At 73.4% G+C, this 24,194-nt stretch carries 16 protein-coding genes; 4 read left to right on the forward strand and 12 right to left on the reverse strand.

Translation table 11 applies throughout. The features are described from left to right. Positions 1-112 precede the first annotated feature (112 nt). From trxB to QSK52_RS04840, 6 genes are all read right to left on the reverse strand, one after another. On the reverse strand, positions 113-1,081 hold the full coding sequence (gene trxB / locus QSK52_RS04815) for a thioredoxin-disulfide reductase (protein WP_285733904.1): 969 nt from the start codon (positions 1,079-1,081) through the stop codon (positions 113-115). A 153-nt stretch (positions 1,082-1,234) separates the two neighbouring features. Continuing rightward, positions 1,235-2,161, reverse strand: a complete 927-nt coding sequence (locus QSK52_RS04820; protein ID WP_285733906.1) for a hypothetical protein — start codon at positions 2,159-2,161, stop codon at positions 1,235-1,237. Further along, a complete protein-coding gene (gene sigM, locus QSK52_RS04825; RefSeq protein WP_285733907.1) occupies positions 2,158-2,976 on the reverse strand; it encodes an RNA polymerase sigma factor SigM in 819 nt (272 codons plus the stop codon). The genes QSK52_RS04820 and sigM overlap by 4 nt, the downstream gene beginning before the upstream one ends. A gap of 121 nt (positions 2,977-3,097) precedes the next feature. Next, positions 3,098-5,260: a serine/threonine protein kinase gene (locus QSK52_RS04830; RefSeq protein ID WP_285733909.1), complete on the reverse strand. Its 2,163-nt coding sequence runs from the start codon at positions 5,258-5,260 to the stop codon at positions 3,098-3,100. A 291-nt stretch (positions 5,261-5,551) separates the two neighbouring features. Beyond that, on the reverse strand, positions 5,552-7,942 hold the full coding sequence (gene murJ / locus QSK52_RS04835; RefSeq protein ID WP_285733911.1) for a murein biosynthesis integral membrane protein MurJ: 2,391 nt from the start codon (positions 7,940-7,942) through the stop codon (positions 5,552-5,554). Positions 7,943-7,993: 51 nt separating this feature from the next. Continuing rightward, entirely contained in the window at positions 7,994-10,303 is a 2,310-nt protein-coding gene (locus tag QSK52_RS04840) for a DUF6049 family protein (protein ID WP_285733914.1), read from the reverse strand. A gap of 295 nt (positions 10,304-10,598) precedes the next feature. Between QSK52_RS04840 and QSK52_RS04845 the strand changes: the two genes are divergently transcribed. Then, entirely contained in the window at positions 10,599-12,035 is a 1,437-nt protein-coding gene (locus QSK52_RS04845; RefSeq protein WP_435053166.1) for a CCA tRNA nucleotidyltransferase, read from the forward strand. A 28-nt stretch (positions 12,036-12,063) separates the two neighbouring features. Here the strand turns inward: QSK52_RS04845 and QSK52_RS04850 are convergent, their stop codons facing one another. Together QSK52_RS04850 and QSK52_RS04855 are read right to left on the reverse strand one after the other, a co-directional pair. Then, positions 12,064-12,750, reverse strand: a complete 687-nt coding sequence (locus QSK52_RS04850; RefSeq protein ID WP_285733915.1) for an LppU/SCO3897 family protein — start codon at positions 12,748-12,750, stop codon at positions 12,064-12,066. Positions 12,751-12,815: 65 nt separating this feature from the next. Continuing rightward, positions 12,816-14,120, reverse strand: a complete 1,305-nt coding sequence (locus QSK52_RS04855) for an MFS transporter (RefSeq protein ID WP_285733917.1) — start codon at positions 14,118-14,120, stop codon at positions 12,816-12,818. 165 nt (positions 14,121-14,285) lie between these two features. On the opposite strand from QSK52_RS04855, the gene QSK52_RS04860 reads away from it, so the two are divergent. Next, positions 14,286-15,056, forward strand: a complete 771-nt coding sequence (locus QSK52_RS04860; RefSeq protein ID WP_285733919.1) for a peptidoglycan-binding domain-containing protein — start codon at positions 14,286-14,288, stop codon at positions 15,054-15,056. A gap of 112 nt (positions 15,057-15,168) precedes the next feature. Here the strand turns inward: QSK52_RS04860 and QSK52_RS04865 are convergent, their stop codons facing one another. Both QSK52_RS04865 and QSK52_RS04870 read right to left on the reverse strand, forming a co-directional pair. Then, positions 15,169-16,251, reverse strand: coding sequence for an inositol-3-phosphate synthase (locus tag QSK52_RS04865; RefSeq protein ID WP_285733922.1), 1,083 nt, complete (start codon positions 16,249-16,251; stop codon positions 15,169-15,171). A 144-nt stretch (positions 16,252-16,395) separates the two neighbouring features. Next, positions 16,396-17,058 (reverse strand): PadR family transcriptional regulator, encoded by a 663-nt coding sequence (locus QSK52_RS04870; RefSeq protein ID WP_285733924.1) that lies wholly within the window; start codon positions 17,056-17,058, stop codon positions 16,396-16,398. A 578-nt stretch (positions 17,059-17,636) separates the two neighbouring features. Here QSK52_RS04870 and QSK52_RS04875 point away from each other — a divergent pair. Both QSK52_RS04875 and QSK52_RS04880 read left to right on the forward strand, forming a co-directional pair. Then, on the forward strand, positions 17,637-20,081 hold the full coding sequence (locus tag QSK52_RS04875; protein ID WP_285733926.1) for a transglycosylase domain-containing protein: 2,445 nt from the start codon (positions 17,637-17,639) through the stop codon (positions 20,079-20,081). Positions 20,082-20,172: 91 nt separating this feature from the next. Continuing rightward, on the forward strand, positions 20,173-21,780 hold the full coding sequence (locus QSK52_RS04880) for a glycosyltransferase family 87 protein (RefSeq protein WP_285733928.1): 1,608 nt from the start codon (positions 20,173-20,175) through the stop codon (positions 21,778-21,780). A gap of 99 nt (positions 21,781-21,879) precedes the next feature. Here QSK52_RS04880 and QSK52_RS04885 read toward each other — a convergent pair whose 3' ends face one another. Next, positions 21,880-22,911, reverse strand: coding sequence for an alanine racemase (locus tag QSK52_RS04885; protein ID WP_285733930.1), 1,032 nt, complete (start codon positions 22,909-22,911; stop codon positions 21,880-21,882). Positions 22,912-22,942: 31 nt separating this feature from the next. After that, complete coding sequence (locus tag QSK52_RS04890) at positions 22,943-24,061, reverse strand: lipid II:glycine glycyltransferase FemX (protein WP_285733932.1); 1,119 nt, start codon at positions 24,059-24,061, stop codon at positions 22,943-22,945. Positions 24,062-24,194: the final 133 nt, after the last annotated feature.

Genomic DNA, 24,194 nt, shown 5'->3' on the forward strand with positions numbered 1-24,194 from the left:
GCGTCAGTGATAACAACGGCGGGGGCGGATCTGTTTCTGCCTCCTCCGCCCGGACGGGCCTGTTGCTGCGTCAGGCCCGTCACGGACGCCGGGTGCTGCGGGTACGGCCGGGTCAGACCGCGGCGACGGCGGCCGGGGCCTCCTCGGCGTCGGACAGCGCGGCGAGGTAGCGCTCGGCGTCCAGCGCGGCGGAGCAGCCGGTACCGGCGGCGGTGATGGCCTGGCGGTAGGTGTGGTCCACCACGTCGCCCGCGGCGAAGACGCCGGGGAGGTTGGTGCGGGTGGAGGGGGCGTCGACCTTGAGGTAGCCCTCGGCGTCCAGGTCGAGCTGGCCCTTGAACAGCTCGGTGCGCGGGTCGTGGCCGATCGCGATGAACAGGCCGGTGACGGGCAGCTCGCGCAGGTCGCCGGTGTTGGTGTCGCGCAGGGTCAGGCCGGAGAGCTTCGGGTCGCCGTGGATCTCCTCGACCGCGCTGTCCCAGGCGAAGGTGATCTTCGGGTCGGCGAAGGCCCGCTCCTGCATCGCCTTGGAGGCGCGCAGCGAGTTGCGGCGGTGGATCACGGTGACGCTGCGGGCGAAGCGGGAGAGGAAGGTGGCCTCCTCCAGGGCGGTGTCGCCACCGCCGACCACCGCGATGTCCTGGTCGCGGAAGAAGAAGCCGTCGCAGGTCGCGCACCAGGAGACGCCGCGGCCGGAGAGCTTGTCCTCGTTCGGGAGGCCGAGCTTGCGGTGCTGCGAGCCGGTGGCGACGATCACGGCGCGGGCGCGGTGCACGGTGCCCTCGGAGTCGGTGACGGTCTTGATGTCGCCGGTGAGGTCGACGGCGACGACGTCGTCCGGGACCAGCTCGGCGCCGAAGCGCTCGGCCTGGGCACGCATGTTGTCCATCAGCTCGGGGCCCATGATGCCGTCGCGGTAGCCCGGGAAGTTCTCCACCTCGGTGGTGTTCATCAGCGCGCCGCCCGCGGTGACCGCACCCTCGAAGACCAACGGCTTCAGGGAGGCACGCGCGGTGTACAGCGCAGCGGTGTACCCGGACGGGCCGGAACCGATGATGATCACGTTACGGACGTCGCTCACTGCTTCTCCTGGTTCGCCTGGCGTCCCGCTCGCGCGGTGGAGGGCGGTCTGCTCCGCCGCCCCGGACAACGACTCACCAGTCTCCCGCATTCCCAGGCCCGACCGCACCCACCGCCCGCACTCCGGTCGCGGCGGGCCCGGCCGGGCGAGGAATCAGGGGGCCGGAACGGTGCTGTGCAGCAGGATCGTCGAACCGGGGCAGTCCGGGGTGGCCAGGTAGACGTCCAGGGGACCGCTGCCGCCCGGCGGGCGGAACACCAGGGCCAGCACCGGTCGGCCCTGGTAGCGGCCGGGGCCGACGGCGGCGGGCTGCTCGCCCGGGTGCCCGGCGGCCTCCAGCACGCAGGACGCGGGCACCGACGCCGCCTCGGGGGTGGGCGCGCCGAGCTGGTGCGGGGCCTTCCCGTCCAGCAACTGCCGGACCTGGGCGGGGAGCCGGTCGGGGGTGAAGTCCGGCCCGGTCGCCTCGGCGCCGTTGCCCGGGGCGACCTGCCGGGGGGCGGTGGGGTCGCCGCCGGTGGTCTTGTCGGCCTGGGAGCCGTCGGCGGCCGTCACCGGCGCGTGGGCACTGGCGGCGCCGGAGTCCCGGCTGCTGCCGCGGTCGAGCAGCGCACCGCCCAGGCCCGCGCCGAGCGCCACCAGGGCGACGGCCGCGGTGGCGAGCAGCAGCCGGGCCCCGCGCCGACGGCGGCGCGGCGGGCGTCCGGGGCCGGTGGTCGCGGGCGGCGCGCCCGCCGGGGAGCCGGTGCGGGCGGGGGCGGACGGGGTGGACGGGGGAGTGGGGCGGGGCGGCTCGGCCGGGGTCGCTGCCGGGGTCTGCGGCCGGGCCTCGGCGCGGGCGGCCGACTCGGCGGCCAGGGCGGCCGCCAGCCGGTCCGCGAGGTCCTGCGGCATGGCGGGCACGGGGGTGTCGGCCAGCAGGTCCGGGAGTTCGCGCAGCAGGGCGAAGTCCTCGGCGCAGGCCGGGCAGGCGGCCAGGTGCGCGTGCAGCGCGGCGGCCCGGTCGGGCGGCAGCAGCTCCTCGGCGAGGTCGGCGAGGGCGTCCGGGCCGGGGTGGTCGGAAGGCGGGTGCGGCGTCATCGCGGGGTCGCATCTCCTTCCAGCGCGGGCGAGGGATCCGTGGGTGGGACGGGGGAGGGCGGGTTCGGGTTCCCGCCCCGGGGAGCGGGCGGGGAGGCGGTGCTCCGTGCCGGTGTTCCACGTGGAACACCACCGGGCGGTCGGAGCGGTGTTCCACGTGGAACACCGGCGGCGGGTGCGCCGGGCGCGGCGGCCGTTCCACGTGGAACCGGGGCGCTCCCGTCGGGTTCGGTTCCACGTGGAACCGAACCCGGGCCGAGGTGGCGCAGCAGCGGCAGCAGCCGGGCCCGGCCGCGGGCGCAGCGGCTCTTGACCGTGCCGACCGGGACGCCGAGCACCTCGGCGGCCTCGGCCACCGGGTAGCCCTGCATGTCGACCAGCACCAGGGCGGCCCGCTGCTCGGCGGGCAGTTCGGCCAGCGCCTCGGCCACCTCGCGGCGGGTCTCGGCCCGTTCCGCGTGCTGCTCCGCGTCCTCGGCGCTGCCGAGCGCGCGTTCCGCGGCGCCCCCCGGTCGCTGGTCGAGCGGCTCGGCCCGGCGGACCGCACCGCGACGGGCCCGGTCCAGGCAGGCGTTCACCACGATCCGGTGCAGCCAGGTGGTGACCGCCGAGCGGCCCTGGAACCCGGCGGCGGCCCGGAACGCGGAGACCAGGGCGTCCTGCAGGGCGTCGGCGGCCTCCTCGCGGTCGCCGAGGGTGCGCACCGCGACCGCCCACAGGCGGTCCCGGTGGCGGTGCACCAGCAGCCCGAAGGCGTCCGGGTCGCCCGCGGTGTGCCGGGCGAGCAGTTCGGCGTCGGTGGGCTCCTCGGCCATCCGCCCCCTCCTCGCGGTTCGGCCGTCCGCTGCGGCGGCGGCCCGGGGCGCGCCGTTGCGGCCCCGGGTCACATCGTTGGGGATGGGCCGGAACGGATCAAGGGGTGTTCGGTAACGGGGCCTAACCGTTGACCTGGATCTCGGCCACCTTGCCGCGGAAGCCGCCGCCGTCGTCGTTGACCGGGACGTTGGTCAGCCAGAGCAGCAGGTACCGGGTGGTGACCGGGCTGTCCGGCCGCAGGGTGACCCTGGTGCCGGAGCCGGCCGCCACCGAGGCGCCGAAGCTGCGGAAGCCGGACTCGTCGGCGGTCGGCGGGACGGCGGTGCCGGTGGGGGCGGCCTTCAGCTCGGCCTTGGTGTCGCCGAGGAACTGGACGTCCACCGAGCCGACCCGGCGGGCCGAGCCGAGGTCGATCAGGATGCCGGTGCCGGGCCGGTAGGCCCCGCCGAACTGGTCGTTGTAGCGCTGGGTGGTCCAGGCGGTGGACGGGTTGCCGTCGGTGGCGTTCGGCAGCTCGCTGCTGTGCTCGTCCTTGGTGTCGCCGAAGGCGTTGAACGGGGCCAGCGAGGCGATCGTGAGCTTCTCGCCGGTGCCGGCGGCCGCCGACCCGGTCGGGGCCGGCGCGGGGCTGCTCTGGGTGCTGCCCGCCTTGTCCTGCTGGTCGTTGACGTACTGGGCCAGCTGCCAGGAGCCGACCGCCACGGTGGAGAGCGCGACCAGCGCGGCGGTCCACTTCAGCAGGCGGCGCAGTACGCGGCGGCGCGGCGCGGGGGCCGGGACGGGCCCGGTGGGCGCGGCGGGCTCGGTGCGGGGGAGCGCCTGGGTCGGTGCGCCGGCGGCGTAGCGCGGCCGGGCGGCGGGCAGCGCGCGCAGCGCGGGCGGGACGGGCTGCTCGGGCTGCCGGATCTTCGGCATCCGGTTGATCTCCGCCGCCAGCTCGGCGGGGCTGGTGATCGGCTCCTTGTGGTTCGGGGGCTGCTCGCACAGGATCCGCGCGGCGAGCTCCGCGAGGCCCTTGTGGACACCCGCCCGGACCTGGTCCGGCGGGAGGCAGCCGAGGCCCTTGGGCAGGCCCTGGAGGTCGTAGCGGTCCTCGGGGTAGGGCCAGCGGTGGGTGAGCGCCGCGTACAGCAGCGCGCCGATCGCCCGGACGTCGGTCAGTTCGGCGTCCTCGGCGGGCAGGCCGCGCAGGGCCGCGTCCACCGCGATGCCGTTGATCCGGTACTGGCCGCCGTCGGTGCGCAGCACGCACTTGGGGGTGAGCCGCAGGTGCGCCTGGCCGCGCTCGTGGGCGGCGGCGATCGCGTCGGTGACCTGGCGGACCATCTGGTACGCGTCGTAGGGCTCCATCGGGCCGTCGGCCAGCAGTTCGCCGAGGTCGTGGGCGCCGGGCAGCCACTCGCGGATGACGTAGACCAGCTCGCCCTCCTGCACCGCGTCCAGCACCTGGACGAAGCGCGGGTCGCCGAGCAGGGCGGCGCTGCGGGCGGCGGTGAGCACCGACTTGGCGCGGCGGTGGCCGGCCGCGAGCAGGTGGACGCCGACGGCGCGGCGGAGCTTCTCGTCGACGGCGCGCCAACTGGTGAAGGTCTCCGACTCGGAGATGCACTCCTCCAGTCGGTAGCGGGCGCCGATCTTGTCGCCGCTGTGCCGCTTCGGAGCGGGCAGCACGGTCGGCAGGGTGGCGGTGTCGGCGTCCAGGGTCTCGGTGCTGGTGGCGGGGGCGGGCTCGGCCGGCTCGAGCGGCGGCAGCGGGCGGCGCACCCCGCGGCTGCGGGAGGGGCGGTCGGGGCGGGCGCCCTGGGCGGCGAGCTCGGCGTCGATCTCCTGGGCGGAGAGCGGGGCGGTGGCCTCGGGGGGCAGGCCCTGCGGCTGCTCCGCGGAGCCGTCCCGGGCGGGTGCGGCCGGTGCGGCGGCGGGTGCGGCGGGGGCGGGCGCGGGGGCGGCTGCCTTCGGACGGGCCGGGCGCAGCGGGGTGGTCTTCGGGTCCGCCTTCGCGGTGCCCTTGCCGTTGCTCCGGCCGCCGTTCCTCGCGGTGCCCTTCGCTGCGCCCTTCGCCGTGCTGCCGTTGGCGGTGGCCTTCGTCGCGCCGTTCACCGCGCTCTTTGCCGCGCCCTTCGCCGGCTCCTTCGCCGAGTTCGCGGCGGCGCGGTCGGGCGCGGGCGCGGGGTCGGACCCGTGGTCGGAGCCGGCGCCGGGCTCCGGGCCCGTCGTCGGCGCGGCCTCGCTCGCCGCCCCGCCCGTCTCGGACGTGTCGACGATCGCCTTGGTGCCGTCAGCCACCGTGGTCCTGCCTCCCCTTGAGTCGCCCCGGTCCATCCCTGGACGGTCGACGTTCCGTTGCCTGCCGGAGCGGTCGGCCGTGCAGGGTCAATTGTGCCCACTTCCGGACCCCAGGTACGACCTCTGGGAGTGGCGGGAGGTTGCCCGGTGCCCCACTTCCGGCGGAACAGCAGACGAACGGGCCGGAGCCGGGGGCGAACCCCGACTCCGGCCCGGGAGAAGCGTACTGAGGATCCGACGGTTCGTCCGCGTCCGGGTTGACGGCTCGTCAACGCGGCGCCCGCGGGCGGTTCAGCGGCCGAGCCGCCTGCGGACCATTCCGGTGAGCGCGCCGAGCTCCTCGATGCGCATCTTGCGGGCCAGCACCAGGAAGACCGCGAGCTGCGCGCCGCCCGCGACCAGCAGGGTCAGCACGTTGCCGATCCAGCCGTCCAGCACCTGCAGGGCGAGCAGTTCGAGGGCCAGGCCGACGGCGGCGGCGGGCAGCGAGGCGATCGCCAGCCGGACGTAGGTCTTGGTGATCCGGGCGGTGTCCAGGCCGCCGACCTTGGCCTTGAGCTTCGGCACCGCGACGGACACGCCGACCGCGTAGGAGAGGCCGTAGCCCAGCGCCATGCCGGTGACCGCCCACTGCGCGGGCAGCACCAGCCAGCACAGCACCGCGGTGGCGGCCTGGGTGAGCGCCACCCAGACGGTGTTGGAGAACGGCGTGCGGGTGTCCTCGTAGGCGTAGAAGCCGCGCAGCAGCACGTACTGCACCGAGTACGGGACCAGGCCGAGGGCGAAGGCGGAGAGCATGTAGCCGACCGCGGTGGTGCCGTGGGCGACGGCGCCGCCGTTGCCCAGGCCGTAGATCGAGGAGCCGATCACCGGTCCCAGCGACAGGAACAGGAACGCGGCCGGGACGATCGCCACCGCCGAGGTGCGCAGGCCGTACGAGAGGTCGTCGCGGACGGCGCCGGAGTCCTGGTCGGCGGCGGCCCGGGAGAGCCGGGGGAGCACCGCGCTCATCACCGAGACGGTGATGACGGCCATCGGCAGCTGCCAGATCAGCAGCGCGTTGGAGTACGCGGCCAGGCCGACGCCGAGGTGGCCGTCCTGCTCGGCGGCCTTGCCGGCCGCGGTGGCCAGCTGGGTGACCACCAGGAAGCCGGCCTGGTTGGCCAGCACGAACAGGAAGGTCCACTTGGCGAGGCGGGCGGCCTTGCCCAGGCCGTGGCCGCGCCAGTCGAAGCGCGGCCGGAAGGAGAAGCCCGCCGCCCGCAGGTACGGGATCATCGCCAGCGCCTGCACGGCCAGGCCCAGCATGGTGCCGATGCCGAGCAGCCGGACGCCCTCGGGGGAGATCGACTGCGGGGTGACCTCGGTGTGCTGGAAGGTGCCGTACACCGCGATGTACATCACGAAGGTGAAGATCACCACGACGTTGTTCAGGACCGGCGTCCACATCATCGCGCCGAACCGGCCGCGCGCGTTGAGGATCTGGCCCATCACCACGTGCACGCCCATGAAGAAGATGGTCGGCAGGCAGTACCGGGCCAGCGCCACCGTGGTGTCGGCGCTCGCCTGGTCGCGCATCAGTGCGTGCGAGATCAGCTGCACCAGCACCGGAGCGGCCAGCACCGCCACGAACACCACGCCCGCCAGGCCGGTCACCACCAGGGTGAGCAGCCGGTTCGCGTAGGCGGTGCCGCCGTCCTCGTCGTTCTTCATGCTGCGCACCAGCTGCGGCACGAACACCGCGTTCAGCGCGCCGCCGCCGATCAGGATGTACAGCAGGGTGGGCAGGGTGTTGGCGGCGTTGTACGAGTCGCCCATCGAGGCGACGCCGATCGCGGCGGCGATCACCATGGTGCGCAGGAAGCCGGTGCCCCGGGAGACCAGGGTGCCGGCCGCCATCACGGCGCTGGAGTTCAGCAGCCCGGCGACCCGGCCGCCGCCGTCGGCGGGGCGGTCCGGCTCCGCGGGGGCCTCCGACGGGGCCGGCCCGGGCGCGAGGGCGGGTGTCGCCGGGCCGGTGGGCGCGGCCGCGGCGGCGGCCGCGTTCGCCTCCAGCACGGCGGCGTCGGCCTGCAGCACCGCCTCCTCCTCGGACAGCGGGGGGTCGAACTCGATCGGCGGCACGTACGGGCGCCGCTCCTCCTCCGCGGCGGGCCCGGGCCGCTCCGGCCCGTCCTCCGCGGGCCCGTCGGCGGTCGCCGACAGCAGGGAGTCCACCCCGACGTAGTCCTCCGCGGGCTCGGGGTCGGTCTCGACCTTCCACCGCGGCCCGGCCGTGCCGTCCTCCGCGTCGGCCTCCGTGCCGTTCTCCGCGTCGGCCTCCGGCTCGGGCCGCGCCTCGGTGCCCGCCTGCGCCGCGACCTCGGCGGCGATCGACGCCCAGCGCGGGGCCGGGGCGGTCAGCTGCAGGGTGGCCTCGGGCCCGCGCTCGCTCTGGCCGGGCACCGCGGCCGACCCCTCGGGGGTGTCCGTCTCGTCGGGGCCGGCCCCCGGCAGGTCGATCGCGCCGTACGGGTCCGCGCTCCCGAACGCCTCGGCGGCGTACGGGTCGTGGGCGTAGGTGTCGGCGACGTACCAGTCGGCGGCCGGGTCCGCGGGGGCGGCGGACCGGGTGCCGCCCGGGCGCTCCTGGGGCGGGCCGCCGCCCTGGTCCTGGGTTGCTCGCTCGCTCCGCTCGTTCATGCCACCAATCCACGTCAGAGAGGGGGATGGGCGCCCGGGGGGTGGGGCGGCCTAGTGATCCACCTTCTCATCACCGGCGACCCGATCGGTGTCATCCGCAGCGGACGAGGGGTCCGCGTCGGACGGCGCCGCGGGGCCGGACCCGGCCCCGCCGGGGCCGTCGGCCGGGCGGTCCGGGTCCTCGTCGACCTCGCCGGCCGCCCGGCGCTTCTTGCGCTGCAGGGAGAACCGCACCCCGGCCAGGACCATCAGCACGGTGCCGCCGGCGATCACGTACATCACGCCGCTGGCCACCGAGGTGACGTCGACGGTGAACTCCATCGCCTCGCCGTAGGGGCGGGCGTCCGGACCGGTGGTCCACAGCTGGGCGGTCACCTGGACCGGGCCGTTGACCTGGGCCTCGACCGGGAAGCGGAGCGAGGAGTTGGTGGTGGCGTCCAGCACCAGCGGCTGGATCGGGTAGTCGATCCGCAGCCGGTTCGGCTGGGTGGAGACGACGCGCAGCTCCAGGTTGCCGACCGACTGGGTCAGCCCGTTCTTGACGCTGACCAGCATCGTCGCGTTGTCGCCGGGCAGCGTCACCACGCTCTTCTGGACCACCCGGACCGCGGCCTTCAGGTTGTCCAGGTAGGTGCGCACCCCGCTCCGGTACTCGGTGCCGGCCTTCGGCTGGTCGCGCCACTCGGTGGACATCGAGCGCACCATCGCGGCGCTGAACGACTCCCGCACCCGCTCCGGCCGGCTGAGGATCATCATCAGCTGGTCCACGCCGTCCTGGAGCTGCATGGTGGCCGTCAGCTCGGCGGTGGACAGCTCCCCGGCGGCCGCGTCGGACGGGTAGGACCCCGGGACGGCGGTGTTCGCCTCCTCGTCCGCGGTCATCCCCGCGACCTTCTCCAGCGTCGCCCGGGCCACCCAGCCCCCGGCCGCGGCCTCCCGCACCGACTCGCTCAGCGCCTTCGCGGTGCCGACGGTCAGCGCGCGGGGCGGCAGCACCAGCAGGCCGCGCGGGTGCTCCGGCTGCTGGTGGGCGATGGCCATGGTCTCGGCGAGGAAGTGCTGCTCGGTCAGGGTGCGGTCGTGCTCCGAGACCAGGTCCGACTGGAACATCGCGGCGAGCACCTGGTCGGAGACCACCGCGGTCTGCCCGTTGCCGATCGGCCGGGCCGCGCCCGGCGTGAAGGGCAGCTTGTCGGACTCCGGCAGCGACGTGCCGTCGACCAGCACGATCCGCCCGCCCGCGACGGCCGCCACCGACGCGGTGCGCTGGTCCAGCAGGCCCCGGTACGGCCAGGCGACGTCCGAGCGGGCGTCCACCGACAGCCGGGCCTCGGTGGTGATCTGCCCGGCCGTCACCGCCTTGCGCAGCGCGTTGTCCATCCCGTTCAGCCCGGCGCCGTGGTGCGCGATCGAGGCCAGGTCGGGGTCGGCGTACGGCAGCGAGACCACCGCGCTGCCCGGGGCGGCCAGCGCGGTGCGCAGCTTCGCCAGCCAGGTCGTCGCCGCGTCGCGGCCGGTGCCCGGGACGGTGTTCTCCTCGCTCGCGGACTCGCCGGAGGTGCCGGGCTTCTGCACCCGGTACGACTTGGTCATCGCGTACACGGTGTCCAGCAGGTTGGGGTCGATCGCCCAGGTCAGGTTCGGCATGTCGGTGCCGAGCTCGACCAGCTGGTTCAGCCGCCCGTCGCCGGTCAGCTCGGCGGCCAGGCTGTCGTCGCGCAGCACCGGCGTCTGGTCGGCGTCCGCCATCGTCTGGGCGACCAGCACCGGCGCGTGGGTGAGCGGCCAGACCACGGCCAGCTGCGAGGGCTGGGCGCTCTCCTTGCCCTGGTACGGCAGGTACGTCCGGCCGATGCCCAGCGGGTGGGGCTGCTCGCCGCCGGTGCTGCCCCAGACGTCCACCGCCAGCTCGTAGGGGCCGGTGTCCCTGACGCTCAGCGCGGAGACCGGCACGGTCAGGGTGAAGTCCTCGCTCTGGCCGGGCGCCAGGTCGCCGACGGCCTTGGTCGGCTGGTCCAGGGACAGGCCGTCCAGGGTGCTCGGGGTGGTGCGGGACTCGGCCAGGTCGATCTCGCTGCGGGTCTTCATCGGCCGGGCCTGCGGCTTGCGGACCTTCACGGTCGGCGCCTTGAGGGTCGCCTGGCCGGAGTTGAGGACCTTGCCGGTGATCGTCACGTTCCCGTTCTCGTGCGCGACCTTCGGCGCCACGGCGTCGATCTCCACCACGGCCGGGTAGTCGGCCGTCGCGGCCGGTCCGGCCGCCGCCGGGGCGGCGCACAGGACGCCGACCAGCCCGCTCGCGAGCAGGGCGGCGGAGGCCCTGGCCAGCAGGCCCGTCCACCGTCCGCGACGCGCCGTCACTGCCGCGTTCCGCCCGGTCCGCTCGTCCACGCGCGTCCTCGCCGTTCCCGATCGTCTCGATCACTCCACGCACCGCCGCGGCCGCCCCGACCGCGCGGGCCCCTGCCGAGGAGCGCCCACCCGGCATGGTAACGACGCCGTCCGGCCCGCAGTGTCGCGGCCCGGGAGCTGCCGGGGCGGCCCGGCGGCGCGAAACGGGAGGGCGGCGGAGCGGGCCGGGCACGTACCCTTGTGAGCCGTGTCCACTGCCAATGCGTCCAGCGCCAATCATTCCAGCTCCGCCGACCGGGTCGCCCTGCCGGGGCTGACCGAGGCGCAGACCCTCGGCCTGCAGGAACTGCTGCGGGTCTCCCCGGTCGCCGACGAGATCGCCCGCCGCTTCCAGGAGGCCGGCCACCGGCTGTCGCTGGTCGGCGGGTCGGTCCGGGACGCCCTGCTCGGCCGGCTCGGCAACGACCTCGACTTCACCACCGACGCCCGCCCGCAGCAGATCCTCAAGCTGGTCAAGGGCTGGGCCGACGCGGTCTGGGACGTGGGCATCGCGTTCGGCACCGTCGGAGCCCGCAAGGACACCCCCGAGGGCTCGTTCCTGATCGAGATCACCACCTACCGCAGCGAGGCGTACGACCGCACCTCGCGCAAGCCCGAGGTCAGCTACGGCGACTCGATCGAGCAGGACCTGGTGCGCCGCGACTTCACCGTCAACGCGATGGCCGTCGACCTGCCCGGCCGCGGCTTCGTCGACCCGCACCGCGGCCTGGAGGACCTGGAGGCCCGGGTGCTGCGCACCCCCGCCACCCCCGAGGAGTCCTTCTCCGACGACCCGCTGCGGATGATGCGGGCCGCCCGCTTCGCCGCCCAGCTGGACTTCGACCCGGCGCCCGAGGTGGTCGCCGCGATGACCGCGATGGCCGAGCGGATCACCATCGTCTCGGCCGAGCGCGTCCAGGCCGAGCTGAACAAGCTGCTGCTCGCCGAGCACCCGGTCAAGGGCCTGCGCCTGCTGGTCGACACCGGCCTGGCCGACTTCGTGCTGCCCGAGCTCCCGGCGCTGCGCCTGGAGAGCGACGAGCACCACCGGCACAAGGACGTCTACGAGCACTCGCTGACCGTCCTGGAGCAGGCCATCGCGCTGGAGACCGAGGGCCCCGACCTGGTGCTGCGGCTGGCCGCGCTGCTGCACGACATCGGCAAGCCGCGCACCCGCCGCTTCGAGTCGGACGGCCGGGTCTCCTTCCACCACCACGAGGTGGTCGGCGCCAAGATGACCCGCAAGCGGATGCGCGAGCTCAAGTACTCCAACGAACTGGTCGGCGAGGTCTCCCGGCTGGTCGAGCTGCACCTGCGCTTCCACGGCTACGGCGGCGGCGAGTGGACCGACTCCGCGGTGCGCCGCTACGTCACCGACGCCGGGCCGCTGCTGACCAGGCTGCACAAGCTGACCCGCTCCGACTGCACCACCCGCAACAAGCGCAAGGCCGCCGCGCTGGCCCGCACCTACGACTCGCTGGAGGAGCGGATCACCGCGCTCCAGGCGAAGGAGGAGCTGGACGCGATCCGTCCCGCGCTGGACGGCAACGAGATCATGCAGCTGCTCGGCCTGCGCCCCGGACCGGCGGTCGGCCGGGCCTACAAGCACCTGCTCGAACTGCGCCTGGAGAACGGCCCGATGGAGCACGAGGAGGCGGTGGCCGCCCTCCGCGCCTGGTGGGCGGAGCAGCCGCAGGACTGACGCCCGCCCGGCGCCGCCCCGCGGTGGGTCAGTGCTTGCCCGCGGTGGCGCCGGGCGCGGGCGCGGCGTTCACCGGGCTCAGGCAGAGCCGGTAGCGGGTGGTGTGCTTCCGCGACCGGTACTGGCCGTCGTAGGGGGTGGTGCCCGGGCGTTCGCTGGCGCAGTTGAGCAGGGAGATGGTGCCGTTCTTGCGGTAGTCGACCCTCCACCTGGCGTCCGAGGCGGTGCAGGACACCTTCTTGTGCTGGGCGCTCAGGCAGTCCCCGACGTTCGGTCCCTTGTTGACGCTGCCCAGGAACACGATCCACAGGACGCCGACCGCGATGCCGAGCAGCACCACGCCGAGCGCCACCCGGCGGACCACGGTGCGGGCGGTGACCGGCCCGGCGGGCTTGACCGGCGCCCGCGGCGGCTCCTGCCCCCAGGCGGGCAACTGCCCCTCCCCGGCGGGCGGTTGGCCGTACGCGGGCGGCTGTTGGCCGTACGGGGGCGCCGGGGGTTGCTGCCCGTACGCGGGCGGCTGGCCGTAGCCGGACGGGGGCTGCTGCCCGTACGCGGGGGGCTGCTGGCCGTAGGCGGGTGCGGGGGGTTGCTGCCCGTACGCGGGTGGCTGGGCGTAGCCGGAGGGGCCGCCGTACGCGGGCGGCGGCTGCTGGCCGGGCGGTCCGTACGGGGTGGGCTGTCCGTAGGGCCCGGGTGGCTGCGGTGTGCTCATCTGATGATCCCCCCTGCGGCGGTTAGGTTGCCGTGCGCCCACGTACCCTAGCGGCCGACCCCCCGTCAGGGACGGCGGGTCGCGCGGAAGTAGAGCACCGCCCCGAGCGCGTACAGCCCCGACAGCGCCAGCAGCACCGGCACCGAGCGGCCGTCCAGCGGCAGCACCAGCGCGGTGACGGCGGCCGCGGCGACGTACGAGACGTTCATCAGCACGTCGTAGATCGCGAACACCCGGCCGCGGTACTCGTCCTCCACCGACTCCTGCACCAGGGTGTCGGTGCAGATCTTGGTGCCCTGGGTGACCACGCCCAGCAGCAGCGCCGCCGCCATCACCGGGGCCTCCCGGAAGGTCAGGCCGAGGGTCGGCACGGACACCGCGGCCCCGGCCAGGCAGATCGTCATCCAGCCGTGCAGGCCGAACCGGCGGGTGGCCCACGGGCTGGCCGCCGCCGCCAGGAAGAAGCCCACCGCGGACATCACGACCGTCAGGCCCAGGGTGGCCAGGCCGCCGTCGACGTCCTCGGCCCGGTTGAAGGTGTAGCGGCACAGCATCAGCACCACCACGGTCAGCACGCCGTAGCAGAACCGGGCCAGGCTCACCGCGGCCAGCGCACGCACCGCCGGGCGGCAGTCCCGCAGCAGGTGCCGCAGTCCGGCCCGCAGGTCGTGCCAGGCGGTCGCCAACGCCTGCCGCAGCGGCGGGAGTTCGAGGTGCAGGTCGGGGCCCAGCTCGTCCGGCGCGATCGGGCGCACCGCCAGCGCGGCGACCAGGTACAGCAGCGCGGAGAGCCCCACGGTCAGGGCGGTGGCGGTCGAGCCGGAGGCCAGTGCGCCCCCCACCAGGCCGAGGGAGCCGCCGACCGTCGCCGCGACGGTGCCCAGGGTCGGCGACACCGCGTTCGCGGTGACCAGCGCCGACGGGTCCGCCACCACCCGGGGCAGTGCGGCCGACAGCCCGGCCAGGATGAACCGGTTGACCCCGATCACCACCAGCGCCGCCGCGTAGAACACCCAGCGCGGCAGCCCGCCGAGCAGCAGCAGGGCGGTCAGCAGGCAGAGCGCGCAGCGGAGCAGATTGCCCGTCAGCAGCACCTGCCGCCGCCGCCAGCGGTCCAGCATCACCCCCGTGAACGGCCCGACCACCGAGAACGGCAGCATCACCACCGCCAGCGCGACGGCGATCTCGGCGGGGGAGGACTGCTTGTCGGGGGAGAAGAGCGCGTAGGTGGCCAGCGAGGCCTGGAACACCCCGTCCGACAGCTGCGAGAGCAACCGGACCGTCAGCAGCCGCCGGAAGCCGGGACCGCGCAGCAGGCCGAGCAGCAGCGCGGGCGGGGTGGCCTCCCGCGGGGCCCGTTCGGTGATCACCCGCCAAGGGTGCCACGCGACCGACCCTGTTTCACGTGGAACATCCGCCGACTTTCCGGCGGCCGGACGCCCCCCGCGTGCTCCCGCACCACCGATGACCTCGCCGCCGCGAGGTCGTTGACCACTCCGGGAGGGAAGAACCACCTCGGACAACGGGAGGCTCCCATGCGAGAAGAGTTCACCGCCCTGCTGCTCGGACAGGTCGGCCAGCACGAAGGCCGCGACCCCGACGGCACCTGGAACAACCGCCAGCGCTACAGCACCGAGACCCCCGGGCTGGAATGGTCCGACGGCCAGCCCTGGTGCGCCACCTTCGAGGCGTGGGCCGCCCACCGGGCCGGCATGGACGCCCTCTGGCCGATGACCGCCTCCTGCCTGACCGCGGTCGCCTGGTGGCGCGAGCGCGGCCGCTGGAGCGAATACCCCGTCCTCGGCGGCCCCTTCTACCTCGGCCCGGACGGCGGCACCCACACCGGCGTCGTCGTCGCCTACGACGCCGACACCATCAGCACGGTGGAGGCCAACACCAACGACAGCGGCTCCGCCGAGGGCGACGGCGTCTACCTCAAGTCCCGCCCGCGGCGCGGCCCCGGCTCGCCGTACGGCTACGGCGTCCCGGCCTTCCCGGAGGGCACCGTCTCCGCCGACCCGGCGCTCGGCGGCGTCCCCGCGGCCCGGACGTCGGCCCAGGCGACCGCCCCCGCCGCCGGGGCGCCGCGCTGGCCCGGCCGCTACCTGCGGGTGCGCACCCCGATGCTGCACGGGGACGACGTGCTGATGTGGCAGCGGCGGATGGCCGCCCGCGGCTGGTCGATCACCGCGGACGGCTGGTACGGCCCCGCCTCCGCCCGGGTCTGCCGGGCCTTCCAGCAGCGCCACGGCCTCGCCGTGGACGGCGTGGTCGGCCCGGCCACCTGGGCCGCGACCTGGTCCTGAACGCACCGGAGGGCCGCCCCGCACGAAGCGGGACGGCCCTCCGGCCACACCTGGCGTCGACTCGGTCAGCGCTCAGCGCTCACCCACCAACAGCGAGCAGGCTTCGCTGCGCTCAGCGCTCGACCTCGCCGCGGATGAACTTCTCGACGTTCTCCTTGGCCTCGTCGTCGAAGTACTGCACCGGCGGGGACTTCATGAAGTACGAGGACGCGGAGAGGATCGGGCCGCCGATGCCGCGGTCCTTGGCGATCTTCGCGGCGCGCACGGCGTCGATGATGACACCGGCCGAGTTCGGGGAGTCCCAGACCTCGAGCTTGTACTCGAGGTTCAGCGGGACGTCGCCGAACGCGCGGCCCTCGAGGCGGACGTACGCCCACTTGCGGTCGTCGAGCCACGCGACGTAGTCGGACGGGCCGATGTGGACGTTCTTGGCGCCCAGCTCGCGGTCGCGGATCTGGGAGGTGACCGCCTGGGTCTTGGAGATCTTCTTGGACTCCAGGCGCTCGCGCTCGAGCATGTTCTTGAAGTCCATGTTGCCGCCGACGTTCAGCTGCATGGTGCGCTCGAGGATGACACCGCGGTCCTCGAAGAGCTTCGCCATCACGCGGTGCGTGATGGTGGCGCCGACCTGCGACTTGATGTCGTCGCCGACGATCGGGACACCGGCCTCGGTGAACTTGTCGGCCCACTCCTTGGTGCCGGCGATGAACACCGGGAGGGCGTTCACGAAGGCGACCTTGGCGTCGATGGCGCACTGGGCGTAGAACTTGGCGGCGTCCTCGGAGCCGACCGGCAGGTAGCAGACCAGGACGTCGACCTGGCGGTCCTTGAGGACCTGCACGACGTCGACCGGAGCCTCGTCGGACTCCTCGATGGTCTCGCGGTAGTACTTGCCGAGGCCGTCGAGGGTGTGGCCGCGCTGCACGGTGACGCCGGTCGGCGGCACGTCGCAGATCTTGATGGTGTTGTTCTCGCTGTTGCCGATGGCGTCGGCCAGGTCGAAGCCGACCTTCTTGGCGTCCACGTCGAACGCGGCGACGAAGTCGACGTCCTTGACGTGGTAGTCGCCGAACTGGACGTGCATCAGGCCGGGGACCTTACCGGCCGGGTCGGCGTCCTTGTAGTACTCGACACCCTGCACCAGCGAGGCGGCGCAGTTGCCCACGCCGACGATGGCTACGCGAACCGAACCCATTCCGGTTGCTCCCTGAATCTCATGAGGTCCGCCGTGCTGCGGCGGCAACCTCGTTCCACATCTGTTCTTACTGTCTGATCGGGCGCGCGGGGCGCCCGCGCCTCGCCGCGGGCGGCGTGGCCGGCGCGGTGGTGCAGCGCTCCGCTAGGAGCGCCCCGGGCGGTCGTACGGTGGCCCGGGCGGGTCGGAGGACCCGTCGGCCGGACCACGGCCGTCCGAAGTACTGGGGGACGCGGCGTTGCGTCCGGTCCGGGTGGCCCGCTCGGTCTCGATCAGCTCGTTGAGCCAGCGGACCTCGCGTTCCACGGACTCCAGGCCGTGGCGCTGGAGTTCGAGGGTGTAGTCGTCGAAGCGTTCGCGGGTGCGGGCGATGGAGCTGCGCATCCGCTCCAGCCGCTCCTCCAACCGGCTGCGGCGGCCTTCGAGCACGCGCATCCGGACCGCCCGGTCGGTCTGGCCGAAGAAGGCGAAGCGGACGCCGAAGTGCTCGTCCTCCCACGCCTCCGGGCCGGATTCGGCGAGCAGCTCCTCGAAGCGCTCCTTGCCCTCCGGGGAGAGCCGGTAGACGATCTTCGACCGCTTGCCGTTGAGGGCGGTGGCCGGGACGTACTCGACGTCCGGGTTGTCCTCCACCAGGAAGCCCTGGGCGACCAGGCTCTTCAGGCAGGGGTAGAGCGTTCCGTACGAGAAGGCCCGGAACGAGCCCAGCAGGACGTTGAGCCGCTTGCGCAGCTCGTACCCGTGCATGGGCGCGTCGTGGAGCAGGCCGAGGACGGCGAATTCGAGGACGCCGGAGCGTCGGCTCATACCGCCTTCCTCCTTCCGTGAGGGTTCCTGCTCGTCGGGTGCGGGCCCCGGCTCGGCAGTGTATGCCGAACCGATGTGTCGCGCCGATGTATCGGCTCGATATATCGGCAACAGTAACCCTGGGTCACGGATGGAGCAAGAGGGGCACGCGTAACTGCGATCACAAGGCCCCTGGGCAACGGGCGTGTAATGAATCGCAGTCAGTTCGTCCTGGTTGGCTTCCAATGTCCGATTAGGTGGTTTTTCGGGAGCCGTACTCTTTCGCCTGTGCACCCTGACCGAGGAGCTGCGGAGAGATGAGCGAACACCGGCGCAGGTCGGCCAACCCCGGAGGCGAGCAGCCGCCTCCGCGGCGGTCCGACTCCGGAAGGCCGTATGCGTACGGGAACCCGGTCGAGGGCGCACCCGAGTACGGCCGTGGCGGGCCGGGCCGTCCGGGGGCTCCGGGCGGCGGGCAGCCCGGTCTGGGCCGGGCCGGTCGTCCCGGGCAGGTGCCGGGCCAGGGCGGTCCGGGCGGCCCCGGTGGTCGGCGCGCCGCGCGGGAGACCGCCGAGCAGCCCCGGCTGACCCGGGCGGAGATGCGCAAGCAGTCCCGCAAGGGCGGTGGCGGTGGCGGCAACGGCGACGGACCGCAGGGCGGCCGCGCCGCCGGGCGCAACGGCAAGCCGGGCAAGAAGCGGCTGATCGACTACCCGCGGTACGGCAAGCAGGGCTTCCGGCGCTGGATGCCGTCCTGGAAGCAGGTGCTGAGCCTGTTCCTGGTCTTCTTCGGCGGCAGCGTGGCCGCGGTCGGCCTCGCCTACGCGATGGTCCAGGTGCCGAACGAGAAGACCCCGCTGGAGATCCAGAGCAACGTCTACTACTGGGCCGACGGCAGCGAGATGGCCCGCACCGGCACCGAGAACCAGCAGCTGGTGGAGCTCTCGCAGATCAGCCGCCCCGCCCAGGACGCGGTCATCGCGGCGGAGAACGCCACCTTCCGCACCGACTCCGGCATCGACCCCAAGGGCATCGCCCGCGCCGTCTACAAGATGGCCACCGGCGGCGAGACCCAGGGCGGTTCGACCATCACCCAGCAGTACGTGAAGAACGTCTACCTCTCGCAGGACCAGACGCTCTCCCGGAAGGCCAAGGAGTTCTTCATCACCCTGAAGGTCAACGGTGAGAAGACCAAGGACCAGATCCTCGAGGGCTACCTGAACACCAGCTGGTTCGGCCGCGGCGCGACCGGCATCCAGGCGGCCGCGCAGGCGTACTACGGCGTCGACGCCAGCAAGGTCGACGTCTGCCAGGGCGCCATGCTGGCGGGCCTGCTGAAGGGCGCGGGCCTGTACGACCCGAGCCTGAGCAAGGCCAACCACGACCGCATGGTGGACCGCTGGAACTGGATCCTGGACCGGATGGTCACCACCAAGGTGCTGTCCGCCGAGGACCGGGCCAAGTGCAAGGACTTCCCCGAGCCGGTCGACGCGCAGAAGGTCACCAAGACCACCGGCGAGACCACCTACCTGGTCCAGATGGCCAAGCAGTACGTCAGCGTCAAGGACCCGAGCATCACCCCGGCGGCCCTGGACCGCGGCGGCTACGAGATCCACACCACCTTCCAGAAGGACAAGGTCGACGCCCTGAAGAAGGCCGTGGACGACTTCTCGGCGGCCACCCTGAAGCCGGACCGGGACAAGGACAAGAACGTCCAGGTCGGTGCCGCCTCGGTGCTGCCGGGCGACGGGGCGATCGTGGCCGTCTACGGCGGCCCGGGCGCGGAGAACGGCCACTACAGCAACAACGCGGACGGCTCGGTCCTGGTCGGCTCGACCTTCAAGCCCTTCGTGCTGGCCGCCGCGATGGAGAACGGCGTCCTCACCAAGAACGGCCCGGACGGCAAGCCGGCCAAGATCAACCCGGACTCCCGCTACCTGGCCGACGACATGGCGCAGATCTACCGCGCCGACGGCAGCAAGGCGATCGGCGACGACGGCCAGCCCTACCGCCAGAAGAACAGCGACCCCGGCAACAAGGGGTACGTGACGCTGCGGACGGCCATGCAGTGGTCGTACAACGTGCCGTTCGTGCAGCTGGGCCAGGACGTCGGCGGCGACAAGGTCGTCGCGATGGCGGAGAACCTCGGGCTGCGCAAGGAGACCCTGGCGGGGGCCAACACGCTGACCCTGCCGCTGGGCACCTCGACGCCGAGCTCGATCCGGATGGCCTCGGCCTACTCGGTGTTCGCGGCGCACGGCCAGCAGCTCGACCCGTACTCGGTGACCTCGGTGAAGTTCCGCGGCAAGGAGCTGACGCAGTTCACCAAGCCGACGCCGAGGACGGCGCTGGACCCGCTGGTCGCCGACACCATCACCGACGTGCTGCAGAACGCGGCGAAGAACGGCACCGGCAGCAAGACCGCCGAGCTGGGCTTCCCGGTGGCCGGCAAGACCGGCACCACCGACCACAGCGTCTCGGCCTGGTTCGTCGGCTACACGCCGAGCCTGTCCACCGCGGTCGGCATGTGGCGCGACGACGTGAACGACAAGGAGAAGAAGGAGCCGCTCACCCTGGAGGGCACCGGCGGCAAGAAGGAGGTGCACGGCGGTGACTACCCGGCGGACATCTTCACCCGCTACATGAAGATGGTCGGCCCGGGCAACCCGCGCAACTTCACGCCCCCGTCCGGCACCTGGGGCGAGGAGGTCGACTCCTCCGGGGCCCCGGCCACCGCCTCGCCCTCGGCCTCGGCCTCCAGCTCCGAGTCGCCCACGGCCCCGCCGACCGAGCAGGTGCCGAGCGAGACGCCCGACCCGTCGCCGTCCCCGTCCGACCGCCAGAGCGGCAAGCCGACCGGACGTCCGACCTCGCCGACCTCGCCCCCGCCGAGCTGCCTGATCCCGAGCCTGTGCCCGACCTCCAGCCCGAGCTCGGGGACGAACGGCGGGACGAACGGCGGCACGACCGGCGGCACGACGGGCGGCACGACCGGTGGCGGCGGCAAGAACGGCGGCACCACCGCCGGCACCACCACGCAGTAGCCGCCGCATCCCGGCGCAAACACCGCAGAGGGGCACGGATCGCGAGGGCGATCCCGTGCCCCTCTTCGATTGCGCACAGCGGTGCGGCAGTATGTGCGCCATGACCTCCAGCCTTCGTGACGAGACCTCGCCGCCCGGCCCCGCGCAGGCCGACGGTCCGCTGCCCAACACCGTGGTGGTGCCCGCGGACGAGGACCCGGTCGCGGAGGCGGGCAGCGAGCTGTTCGGCGGCCCGCCCGGGCGCCGGGCACTGCTGGGGGTCTCCTGGTGGACGCCGGCCAAGTTCCTCGCGCTGGCGGTCATCGCGGTCTACGTGCTGGGCCTGTTCCAGAAGGCCCCGTGCTACACCGACGGCTGGTTCCACGGCGCCACCACCCAGTACACGAAGGCCTGTTACAGCGACATCCCGCACCTGTTCTCCGGCCGCGGCTTCGCCGACGGGCTGCACCCGTACCTGGACCCGATCCCGCAGGGCTCGCCGGACATGCAGTACCTGGAGTACCCGGTGCTGACCGGCCTGTTCATGCAGGTCGCGGCCTGGCTCACCACCCGCAGCGGCGACCTGATGAGCCGTGAGCAGTGGTTCTGGATGGTCAACGCCGGGATGCTGATGATCTGCGCCGTGGTCGCGGTGGTCGCCACCTCCCGCACCCACCGCCGCCGCCCGTGGGACGCGCTGCTGTTCGCCCTGGCCCCGGCCCTGGCGCTGAACGCCACCATCAACTGGGACCTGCTGGCGGTCGCCCTGGCCGCGGTGGCGATGGCCTACTGGTCGAACTCCAAGCCGGTCTGGGCGGGCGTCTTCATCGGGCTGGCCACCGCCGCCAAGCTCTACCCGGTGCTGTTGCTGGGCCCGCTGCTGGTGCTCTGCCTGCGGGCCGGCAAGTGGAAGGAGCTCGGCCAGGCGTTCGGCGGCGCGGTCGGCGCCTGGCTGGTGGTCAACCTGCCGATCATGCTGGCCAACTGGAAGGGCTGGGTGACCTTCTACAGCTTCAGCCAGACCCGCCGGGAGGACTACGGCTCGTTCTGGCTGATCCTGATGCAGGGCATCCGCGAGGGCAAGGCCCTGGAGACCCTGAACACCTGGATCGCCGTCCTGCTGGTGCTCAGCTGCCTGGCGGTCGGCTGGCTGGCGATCAGCGCCCCGCGCCGCCCGCGCTTCGCCCAGCTGGCCTTCCTGGTGGTGGCGGCGTTCATCCTGACCAACAAGGTCTACTCGCCGCAGTACGTGCTCTGGCTGATCCCGCTGGCCGCGCTGGCCCGGCCGCGCTGGCGCGACTTCCTGGTCTGGCAGGCCTGCGAGGTGCTGTACTTCCTCGGCGTCTGGTCGTACCTGGCCTACAACGGCGACGGCAAGCACCACGGCATCGACCAGCAGTGGTACCACTTCGCCATCGCCCTGCACCTGGTCGGCACCCTGTACCTCTGCTACGTGGTGGTCCGCGACATCCTGCAGCCCGACCGCGACCCGGTCCGCTGGGACGGCAGCGACGACCCCTCGGGCGGCGTGCTGGACGGCGCCCCGGACCGGTTCGTGCTCGGCTCCGCCCGCGCCCTGCGCGAGCAGGAGACGTACGCGGCGTACGCCCCGGAGGGGGACTGGCTGAGCAAGGAGCCGGAGCCGGAGCCGGAGCGGGAGCTGGAGGTCCGGGTCGAGCCGGGCGTCGGGTCCGGCCCCGGGCCGGAGGCCGCGAAGTAGCCGACCGCCGCGCCCCGGACGCACCGGAGCCCGCCCGCCGTGGTCCGGCGGGCGGGCTCCTGCGTCGTGCGGGCTCCTGCGTCGTGCGGGCTTGGGCCCCTACTGCTCGACCACCCGGTCGAAGTGGGTGGTGGTGTGGCGGACGGTCAGCGCCAGTTCGTCGCCGATCGCGGGCGGCTTGAGCTCGCCGGGCAGGAACAGGATCGACACCTGCATGTGCGGCGGCTCGGCGAACCACAGCTGCTTGCCCTGCCAGGAGTACGGCGAGAGCGTCCGGTTGACGGTGGCCAGGCCGGCCCGGGCCAGCCCCTTGGCCCGCGGCAGCACCCCGTGCACGTACTTGGGCGCCTCCAGGCCGACGCCGTGCGCGGTGCCGCCGCCGACCACCAGCAGGTGGCCCTCGGAGGGGGCCTTGTGCTGCCGGTAGCCGTAGCGCTCGCCGCGGGCGACCGGGGTGACGTCCAGGACGGCGGCCCGGGAGGACAGCGCCTCCACCTCGCCCAGCCACAGCCGGGTGCCGATCCGGGAGCGGAACGCGGTGTCGGGGTGCCGCTCGGCCAGCCGCAGGCCGTCCTTGGCGGACAGGTGGCTGAGGTAGACGGTGCCGGTGGGCAGCCCGGCCTCGGCGAGCGCCCGGACCAGCCGGTCCACCTCGTCCACCGGGTCGGAGCCGTCCGGCCGGTCCAGCGGCAGGTGCAGGGCGAAGCCCTCCACGGTCAGGTGGCGCACCGGCAGCCGGGACAGCTCGCCGACCGCGACGCCGTGCCGCCGCATCGAGGTCATGCACTCGACCACGACCCGCGTCCCGGCGGGCAGCGCGGCCAGCGCCTCGGCGTGCGCGACGGTGCGCACCACCCGGCCGGCGGGCAGGTCGACCTCGGGCTCGCCGGGCCGGTAGGGGGTGAGCACCAGCAGGTCGCCGGGGAAGGCGTCGGCCACCGCGGCCGCCTCGTCCGCGCTGCCGACCGCCAGCATCGGGACGCCCAGCCGGGCCGCCTCGGCGGCCAGCCGGACGTTGCCGAAGCCGTAGCCGTTGCCCTTGGCGACCGGGACCAGCCCGGCGAACTCGGCCAGCAGCCCGCGCTGGTGCGCCCGCCAGCGGCCGGTGTCCACGTACATCGTCAAGGTCATGGCGTTCTCCCCGTGGTGTTCTTCAGGTGGCTCAACGACGCGACATGTAGAGGTCGAGCGCCTTGTGCAGCAGCTTGTTCAGCGGGTAGTCCCACTCGCCGAGGTACTCCGCGGCCTGGCCGCCGGTGCCGACCTTGAACTGGATCAGACCGAACAGGTGGTCGTCCTCGTCCAGGGTGTCGCTGATCCCGCGCAGGTCGTAGACGCTCGCGCCGAGCGCGTAGGAGTCCCGGATCATCCGCCACTGGATCGCGTTGGACGGCTTGACCTCGCGCTTGTGGTTGGCGGAGGCGCCGTAGGAGTACCAGACGTGCTCGCCGACCACCAGCATCGTGGTGGCGGCCAGCGGCTCGCCCTCGTGGTAGGCGACGTAGAGCCGCATCCGGTTCGGGTCCTCGGCGGTGAGGGCCTGCCACATCCGCTGGAAGTAGGAGAGCGGCCGGGGCGTGAAGTGGTCGCGCTCGGCGGTGACCACGTACAGCTTGTGGAAGACCGCGAGGTCCTCGTAGCGGCCCTGGACCACCTCGACGCCACTCTTCTCGGCCTTCTTGATGTTGCGCCGCCACAGCTGGTTGAAGCCGCGCTGCACGTCGTCCAGCGAGCGGCCGCCCAGCGGCACCTGGAACACGTACCGGGGCTGGACGTCGCCGAAGCCCGCGCCGCCGTCCTCGCCCTGCAGCCAGCCGGACCGGCGCAGCCGCTCGGCGGTCTCCAGGGCGCGCGGCTCGGCGAAGTCCGGGTCGACGTCGCGCAGCCGCTTGGCCTGCTTGCCCGCGATGGCGTCCTTGATGGTGCTGGCCTCCCAGCGGCGGACCACCACCGGCGGGCCCATCTTCACCGAGAACGCGCCCTGCGACTTCAGGTGCGCCAGCATCGGCTTGAGCCAGCGGTCGAGGTCCTGGTCGAACCAGTCGATCACCGGGCCCTCCGGCAGGTACGCCAGGTACCGCTTCACCTTCGGCAGCTGGCGGTAGAGGACCAGTCCGGCGCCGACGATCGCGCCGGAGGCGTCGAACCAGCCCAGGCTCTCCGCGCGCCACTCCGCCTTCACGTCCGCCCAGGAGGGCACCTGCATGTGGCTGGCCGAGGGCCGGCTCTCGATGAAAGCCAGGTGCTCCTCGCGCGTGATCGTCCGCAGTCGCAGGCTCATGCCGCGTGCTCCTCCTCGTCGGATCTACCCATGGTGACCCTATCGCCCGAATGGTCCGATTCGACCGGGAACCGACCCGACATGATGATGCCCCCCCGCACGCACCCGCTGGTACAGGTACTACGCCGGGAGG

Source organism: Kitasatospora phosalacinea, from assembly GCF_030268885.1.
Taxonomy (GTDB): Bacteria; Actinomycetota; Actinomycetes; order Streptomycetales; family Streptomycetaceae; genus Kitasatospora; species Kitasatospora phosalacinea_C.